The organism is Devosia sp. A369, assembly GCF_054489345.1.
Map to the genome: position 1 here is coordinate 62,528 of NZ_JBTMWV010000016.1, position 7,852 is coordinate 70,379.

The following is a 7,852-nucleotide window of genomic DNA, read 5'->3' on the forward strand; positions in this document are numbered from 1 at the left end:
TAACAACCAGAAATCAGTCTCGACTGGGGGAGAAAATCATGTCGAATGAAAGTGACGACCGTCAAACGCATATCGTTGAAAAGGGTCTGATGCGGCTCTTCGCCGTGGTCCTCGGGATCATGGCGCTGATCTTCATCGGCGGGGGCGGCTATCTCGCGACCCTTGGTGGCTCGCTCTATTATCTCGTGGCAGGCGTGCTGTTCCTCGTGGCCGCTGTGCTGCTGTTCACCGGCAGGCGCCACGGTGCCTGGGTGTTTGGTCTTGCGCTGGCGGTCACCGTGATCTGGTCGCTATGGGAAGTCGGCTTTGACGGCTGGGCCCTGTTGCCGCGCCTGATGATCCCGGTGGCGTTCGGCATCTGGCTGCTGCTGCCTTGGAGCCAGCATGCGCTCAAGGGCAAGCTGGCCGTTACCGAGCGCGTGCCGTTCGGCGCTTCTGGCCTGATCACCTCGAGCTCTGTGGTCGCCATTGCTGCGGGCGCGCTGCTCTATTCTGCGTCTGCCGGCGGCCTGCCGCAGGATCCGCGTTTCCAGACCGGCTTCGGTTCCTTCCCCACGGCAAATGGCGCCGCACCTACCGGCCAGACCGGTGAGGATTGGCCCTTTGTCGGTGGCGATCAGGGGCAGCAGAAGTATACGCCGCTCGACCAGATCACCACCGCCAACGTCGCCAATCTGGAAGTTGCCTGGGAAGTTGATGTCGGCAATATACCGGCCAACAATGCGACGCCGATCAAGATCGACGACGCCATCTATATCTGCAATGGCAACAGCGAGATCTTTGCGCTCGACGCCAAGAGCGGCGAACAGCGGTGGACCTTCGATGCGTCTGAAGGCCGTGGCGGAACCTGCCGCGGCGTCGCCTATTACAAGGCTCCGGGCCTCTCTGGCGAATGCGCTGAACGCGTCATGGCCGGCACCGGCTCAGGCAAGCTGGTTGCAGTCGATGCCAAGACTGGCGAACTCTGCGCCGACTTTGGCAACGCCGGCATGGTCGACCTGCTCGTTGGCATGGAAGACCATGAAGGCAAGATCATCGGCGGCTATTACAAGGTAACCTCCGCGCCGACCTTCGTGCGTGGCAAGGTGGTTGTTGGCGGCTGGGTCACCGATGGTCAGTATTGGGGCGAAGCCTCAGGCGTCATCCGCGCCTTCGACGCCGTAACCGGCGAACTCTCCTGGGCTTGGGACATGGGTCATCCGGACCGGATCGGCGCTCCGCCCGAGGGCGAAAGCTACACCGTGGCAACGCCCAATAGCTGGGGCCCGGCCTCGGCCGACGAAGCCCTTGGTCTGGTCTATCTGCCCACCGGTAACGCGACGCCGGACTTCTTCGGCGCCCAGCGCCGCGAGTTCGACGACAAGTACTCTTCTTCGGTTGTGGCACTCGACGCTGCAACCGGCCGCCTGCGCTGGTCGTTCCAGACCAAGCACCACGACCTCTGGGACCATGACGTTCCCGCACCACCGGCGCTTGTCGACCTGCCCGACGCATCGGGTACGATGCGCCAAGCCCTGATCCAGCCCACCAAGGCCGGCGAAGTCTTCGTGCTTGACCGCCTGACCGGCGAGCCAATCTTCCCGGTGACGGAAACGGACATGCCACAGACCGGCGCCGTGCCGGAAGAGCGCATCTCCCCCACCCAGCCCTATTCCAACGGCCTGCCCTCGTTCCGGGGCGCGGACCTGACGGAAGCGGATATGTGGGGCGTCTCGCCCTTCGACCAGCTCTATTGCCGCGTCATGTTCCAGCAGGCGCGCTACGAAGGCAACAATACGCCGCCGGGCCTGACCCCTTCGATCCAGTCGCCGAGCGCCTTCGGCTCCATCAACTGGGGCGGCGTCTCGGTTGACCCGGTGAACGGCGTCATGCTGGTCAATTCCAACCGCTTTGCCAGCTATGTCCAACTGCTGGATCGCGACGCCGCCGACGAACTCGGCAGCAAGCCGCAGGGCGATTGGGGCGATGCCCGTGAAATCGGCGGCCTCGTGGCCCAGAAGAACACGCCCTATGCAGCATACCCGCAGTTCTGGCTGACCGGACTGGGCGTGCCCTGCATCGATCCGCCGTATTCCTATATCAGCGCTGTCGACCTCAACACCGGCAAGCTGTTGTGGTCGCAGCCCTTCGGTTCGTCCAAGGGCAGCGGGGCGCTGGGGATCAACGTACCGTTCGAGTTGCCGATGGGCACCCCGACCCATGGCGGCTCGATGATCACCGCCGGGGGGCTGGGCTTCATCTCGGCTGCTAAGGATAACATTTTCCGCGCCTATGATCTGGCGACGGGCAATGTTGCCTGGCAGCACGAACTGCCGGCAGCAGGTGGCGCGCCGATCAGCTACACGCTGGATGGCGAGCAGTATGTCACCGTCATGGCCGGTGGCCAGGGCGCGATCCAGTCGCGCTACTCGACCAAGATGGTGGCTTTCAAGCTGCCAGACTAAGCAGAGCGATACGACGGAAGCGCGCGCCTCGGGTACCCGGCGCGCGCTTTGAATATCCACGGCGCCGAACGCCAATTAGCTAGCATTGGCCTCGAAAGCCCGGCAATTGCGAGGGCTGAGGTGACGATCGCCTGCACCCGATCCGCCCTCTCGATTGCCGGACCAGAGCCCTCATCAGCCGCGACCATTAGGTCATAAAACGCAGCGGGCGCTGACTGTGACGCCCGCTTTCACGAAACCACGACGTTAGGATCAACGTCCAATGTGGTGCGCTGAGCTGCCAAGCTCTTTGAATCGGGAACGTCTGATTTCCCGTCTCAGCCGCCAGTCCGCAACCCACCCCAAAAATGACATGGCGGCAGGGTGACGTCGGACCAGTGCAGCAACCGGATTGAAGTCGCAATCGCTTCCCCGATCTTTTGGGACAACGCTACTGGCGGTCGTCGGCGATCTCGCCAATGGCGCGGCCAGCCGCAGTGATCGCGATGAAGCCGTCCGCCTCAACGGCAAGTCCCCTCGATATTAGAAAGTGGACAAGACCCTGATTGCTGAAGCCATGAAGCGTGCTGACCTCAATGGGATCGTGAGCAAGTCGCCGAAGAACGAAGTAGGCCTGAACCGGGGTGTGCTCCAAGCCTGTCGACACCGCATCACTCAAGCCCGCAGCGGTCAGAACGACGTTTACTTCGGGGAGGTAGCTCTGCCAGGCGGGATTGCCATCCTTGATGGTTTCCTCTGCCATCCCATGGAAACGGCACAGGGCCCGCGCCGCAAGTTCACTGGGTGCTTTGGCTGACTTCGACATCGACATCAGAGCCTCTCAATCGGGGTGCAGTCAAAAGGGCAGTTGATCGTAGAATTCCACCTGCATGCGCATAGGTCCGATCGGCTCGACGCGATGAGCTTGATCCGGCAGGATCAAACCAGGGCGACCGGGTTCGAGCACGTGCTCGGCTGCGGGATCCTGCACCACATAGCGCAAATGTCCCTCGAGCACCCTGATGACGCCCCATACGCCGACTTTGGTTCGGTGCTCCCGGCGCAGACCAGCAGGAAGCGACTGTTCATCGAACACCGGCGTCGTCTTGTATGGTGTCACCGGCAATGCCGACTGGAACCTGTCGGCGCGATCAAGAATGTCCGTCATGTGCTCAGCCGCTTTCATGGTTAAAGGATGCTGGGTGGCGCCGGGCCGCGGAGAGATATAGGCGGCCATTTCCCTGGCGATATCCAGCTGATTGCCCGAGGCCTGGTTCAGCATTGCGATCACAAGGTTCTCCAGGGCGATGACCCGGATGCGGATATGGACCAGTTCCGCATTGGTCAGCGGCGGGTATTCGCGATATTCTTTATCTGACGTCGCGTCTGTTTGCGGATCAGGAGATGTGGCACCTCCTTCATTGTCCCATCTGGAAAGTGCCCGTTGGCGCAGCTGCGCCGGGTCAGTCTTATCGTTCGGCATGTGTTTCCTTCGAAATGGTGCCGTTGGCAACCGCCTCAGCGATATCCAACACCCATCACGTAATCCCGCATCATCGCTTCCTCGGTCGTGGATTCCTTGAGGAGTGCCTGAAGCATGTCCCTGGCGTTGAGCACCCCCAGAGGACGGGAGTCCTGGTCCACGAAGGGGATATTCTTCAAGCTTCGCTCCTTCATGCGGTTCCACAGTTTCTCCAGCAGGTCCCCGGATCGACAGAGCAGGACGTCCTGCGTCATCGCAACGGACGCCAGTGCCAGGCACCCTGATCCCTGGCACTGGCTGATCTGGCTAACCACGTCGGTTTTGGTGATGACGCCGCGCAGCATTCCTGCTGAATTGCACACGACGAGGATATCGGTTCCCGACCGAAGAAGCCGCGCTGCTTCGATCAGCGGGGCGTCATCGGCGATAGTGGCAAGCCGTTCACGCGCTGCCGGCAACAAATTTTCGACGAACATTGCGTCTCCCGCTCAACAAGACAGAACCCCGCGCGTTCGGATGGGGACGCGGAGGCTAGTTGGTCCAATTGTAAGAACGCCTAACCGCCGAAAGCGATGCTGAGGACGGCCATTATCCCAGCGGACCCGAGCGCAAGGCAGACCAGTCGGACCGCGATCACCGCAACATACTTCATCCCGGAATGAACGTAGTCTTCAATCACGACCTGCAGGCCAAGCGCCGTATGGTAAAATGATACGCCCAGAAGCAATATCATTGGGATGTTGACGAAGGGGGATTTCAGCCAGACAACGAGGGCCGCATGATCGCTGTTGGTGTGGGCGATGATGGAGGCAACGAACCACAGCGTCAGCGGAATGAGGGCGACTGCCGAGACGCGCTCTGCCCACCAGTGCCCTGTCCCATGCTTAGCGGAGCCGAGGCCCATGGCGCGAGCCAAGGGGGAACGTGTGTCTTTCGCGTCCATTGCCCTATCCTATGAGAAACAGGCTGATGCCCCAAGCTGTTGCCGTGAGCAACACGCTTGCACCAACGACAATCCAACCGGACATGTAGATCGAGCGGAGCTCGAAGCCGTTGACAGTGTCCCAGACCAGGTGACGGATACCGCCGCAAAGATGCCAGAAAAAGGCAAAGGTGCCGGCGAACAGGAAGATCTGCCCAAGCCATGACGATACGAATGCCTGCACGGTGGCATGCGCCTGCGGACCAGCTGCTGTGGCAACCATCCAAGCCACTAAACCGAGGAGATAGAAGCTCAAAGCAACGCCAGATATTCTATAGCCGATGGACAAAACCGAGGTGAGTTCCGGGCGATAGATCTGAATATTGGGAGAGAGTGGTCGCGGTCGCGAGGTGTTTCGATCTGCCATCTATGCCTCCTTTGTTGGGGTATCAGACCTTACGTTCGATCAGCATTTTCTTTATCTCGGCAATGGCCTTGCCCGGATTTAGGCCCTTTGGGCACGTTCGCGTGCAGTTAAGGATGGTGTGGCATCGATAAAGCCGAAATGGATCTTCGAGCCCGTCAAGGCGCTCGCCCTTAGCTTCGTCGCGGCTGTCGATCAGCCAGCGATACGCTTGAAGGAGCACGGCTGGACCGAGAAAACGATCTCCGTTCCACCAATGGCTTGGACAGCCTGAAGTGCAGCAGAAGCAGAGAATGCACTCGTAGTAGCCATCGATCTGGCTGCGCTCTTCAGGGGATTGCAGCCGCTCGATTTGGGGATTCGGTGTTTTGGTTTTGAGCCATGGCTCGATCATCGAGTATTGCGCAAAGACATGCGAGAGATCGGGGACGAGGTCCTTGATGATCCTCATGTTTGCCAACGGATAAATGACTGCCGGCGTGGCCATGTCGGAGATAAATCTCGTGCAGGCCAGCCAGTTTGTACCGCCCATGTTCATCGAGCAGGAGCCGCATACGCCTTCGCGGCAGGAGCGACGAAAGGTAAGCGTGGGGTCGATCTTGTTCTTGATCCAAACCAGAGCGTCCAGAACCATCGGACCGCAATCGTCGAGATCCACCTGGAAGGTATCGACCCTTGGATTGTTCTCTGAGTCAGGATCGTAGCGATAGATTTCGAACGTCTTTACCCGGGTAGCGCCGCTGGGAGGCGCCCATGTCTTTCCGCGTTCAATGCGGGATTCCGGCGTAACCTTGAAATTCTTCGGTACCGGAAAACGCTTGAGCAGAGTTCTGCGAGGCACTTGATCCGAGGAGTCGATTATCATTGTTCGCGCATTGCCTTTGGCTGGAGGCACGAGCTGCGTGGCGCGTGGCAGTTCATCCAGGGGCTTGATGGTCATGTTCGTTCTTTGCTTGAGCTATGGTCAACTGCCCGGCTTGTGCATTGAGGCCAGCCGATAGCATCCAGCGTCCTCATCGGCCGGACGATGCCTGACCAGTCTTGGAAAAACATCGCCGACCAGGGCCCCTCTTCGTTCAGACTACCGCTGTCTATCGAGGAAGACCCCAGTCCTTTCGGCCTTCCTTGGCATCGGTATCAAGGCCTAAGCCTTTTCCCGCTTCGGTATCACCGCTCGCTCCGCCAAGATCAAATCCAGGCCGATCCACCTTCGCGTCGGTGTCTTCGGGTTTATCCGCGTTCTCGGGCTCGGAGTCCTGCTCGGGCCGCTGGTTTGTCGGAATGTCCTTGTATTCGTCCACCTGAACACCCGTTCCATCGAGGCTTTGCCCAGGGCGTCTCATGGTCTTGTCCCGGTTGCTGAGGATATCCTCCTTCCGGACTTTTTCGTCGTTGAGCTCGGTGGATGAGCCTGTACCGCTTTGCTGACCTGCCATCATCGTTCTCCTATTCCTGCACCGCAGGAGCGATGCCTCATGAGATCAACTGCTGATGGTGGATAAGGATGCGTAATTCAGCAGTGCGGCGGCTTGCCCGCGCGCAAACCCTGATGGTGACAGCTTAGCCAGAAGCTGCTGGTTCGTTTACGTGTTAAGATCGGGAAATTGGAAAATGTCAGCTTTCCGACTGGCTGATCCATAAGCGGACTGACGGCTCCCCACCCAAACCAGCCCCGAGCCAGTACGTGATAAGCGTCGGTTATCGCGTAGTGATGCCGATCTATTTCTAAATGCAAGCTATCCGAAGCTAAGAGCCTCTAACTTCGTTTCAGCCGGGACGCTGGTGCAATCGGGGTCACCAGGCCGCTCGGGCGTTCCAACGGTTCGCTGCGAATCGTCAGGCTGGAGCGGTTGCCGGCGATTTGACCCTCAAACTTCACCTCTGGGGAGGTGATCTTCGGGGTGAAGTTTCCGGCAAATGGGGTGAAGTTCCCGTCGTTTTCAAATATTTACGATGTTGGCTGTGGATCCGTTGACGGCCCCGCGTATGCGGGCGACCATTTTTCATGTTCAGTGATTTCGATTCATTTCCGATCCAGGTGCCATCGATTGCGGTGCAGCGTAGCAGTGTCGCCATGCGATCGACGGCATTTGGCCAAGAGGTGCACGATGAGGCACCGCTCGCGATCGACGACGTGCTGGGGCTACCCGAGTTCGCCGGAGCGATCAGCCGGTATCAGTTGCGGCAAGCGATCGCTTCCGGAAAGATCGCGGTCGAGCGGCATGGGCGCCGCGTGATCCTTACCGTCGCCGCAGTGCGAGAATGGAGAGCTAGTTGTCGAGAAGTAGTAAAGGTGCGCGGCTTTGGCTCAAGCCCGCGGAATTTGATAAGCCCACGGGCAGGCTCCGCAAGCGTGCGGTTTGGATCATCAGGGACGGTGAAAGCAGCGTCGTCACTGGCTGCTCTACGGATGAGCGCCAGCAGGCTGAAGAACGGCTCGCCGAATACATAGCCGACAAATACCGGCCGAGCCGGGTGAGAGCGGCGGTGCAAAATTAGTCCACGGTAGCGGCGGGATAGTCCCGCTTCGGGCGGCGTAAAAGTCGGCCACCTATCTTCCTTCTGCGACGCTTGCAGGAGGGTTGGGGATCTATACCGTG

The 7,852-nt window shown here is 59.7% G+C and carries 9 protein-coding genes; 2 read left to right on the forward strand and 7 right to left on the reverse strand.

Annotated elements, in window-relative coordinates; all coding sequences use genetic code 11:
- Positions 1 to 38: 38 nt before the first annotated feature.
- On the forward strand, positions 39 to 2,444 hold the full coding sequence (locus tag ACX3OZ_RS16315) for a membrane-bound PQQ-dependent dehydrogenase, glucose/quinate/shikimate family (RefSeq protein WP_459104902.1): 2,406 nt from the start codon (positions 39 to 41) through the stop codon (positions 2,442 to 2,444).
- A gap of 430 nt (positions 2,445 to 2,874) precedes the next feature.
- On the opposite strand, the gene ACX3OZ_RS16320 is transcribed toward ACX3OZ_RS16315, so the two are convergent.
- The 7 genes from ACX3OZ_RS16320 to ACX3OZ_RS16350 form a co-directional block, all read right to left on the reverse strand.
- Positions 2,875 to 3,255 (reverse strand): hypothetical protein, encoded by a 381-nt coding sequence (locus ACX3OZ_RS16320; RefSeq protein WP_459104903.1) that lies wholly within the window; start codon positions 3,253 to 3,255, stop codon positions 2,875 to 2,877.
- A 24-nt stretch (positions 3,256 to 3,279) separates the two neighbouring features.
- Positions 3,280 to 3,906, reverse strand: coding sequence for a DUF1971 domain-containing protein (locus tag ACX3OZ_RS16325; RefSeq protein ID WP_459104904.1), 627 nt, complete (start codon positions 3,904 to 3,906; stop codon positions 3,280 to 3,282).
- Positions 3,907 to 3,941: 35 nt separating this feature from the next.
- Positions 3,942 to 4,382, reverse strand: a complete 441-nt coding sequence (locus ACX3OZ_RS16330) for a CBS domain-containing protein (RefSeq protein WP_459104905.1) — start codon at positions 4,380 to 4,382, stop codon at positions 3,942 to 3,944.
- 80 nt (positions 4,383 to 4,462) lie between these two features.
- On the reverse strand, positions 4,463 to 4,849 hold the full coding sequence (gene sdhD / locus ACX3OZ_RS16335) for a succinate dehydrogenase, hydrophobic membrane anchor protein (RefSeq protein ID WP_459104906.1): 387 nt from the start codon (positions 4,847 to 4,849) through the stop codon (positions 4,463 to 4,465).
- Between the two features lie 4 nt (positions 4,850 to 4,853).
- Complete coding sequence (gene sdhC, locus ACX3OZ_RS16340; RefSeq protein WP_459104907.1) at positions 4,854 to 5,255, reverse strand: succinate dehydrogenase, cytochrome b556 subunit; 402 nt, start codon at positions 5,253 to 5,255, stop codon at positions 4,854 to 4,856.
- A 22-nt stretch (positions 5,256 to 5,277) separates the two neighbouring features.
- Positions 5,278 to 6,117: a succinate dehydrogenase iron-sulfur subunit gene (locus ACX3OZ_RS16345; RefSeq protein ID WP_459104911.1), complete on the reverse strand. Its 840-nt coding sequence runs from the start codon at positions 6,115 to 6,117 to the stop codon at positions 5,278 to 5,280.
- Between the two features lie 226 nt (positions 6,118 to 6,343).
- Positions 6,344 to 6,688, reverse strand: a complete 345-nt coding sequence (locus ACX3OZ_RS16350; protein ID WP_459104908.1) for a hypothetical protein — start codon at positions 6,686 to 6,688, stop codon at positions 6,344 to 6,346.
- A gap of 569 nt (positions 6,689 to 7,257) precedes the next feature.
- Between ACX3OZ_RS16350 and ACX3OZ_RS16355 the strand changes: the two genes are divergently transcribed.
- Entirely contained in the window at positions 7,258 to 7,704 is a 447-nt protein-coding gene (locus ACX3OZ_RS16355; protein WP_459104909.1) for a DNA-binding protein, read from the forward strand.
- Positions 7,705 to 7,852 lie beyond the last annotated feature (148 nt).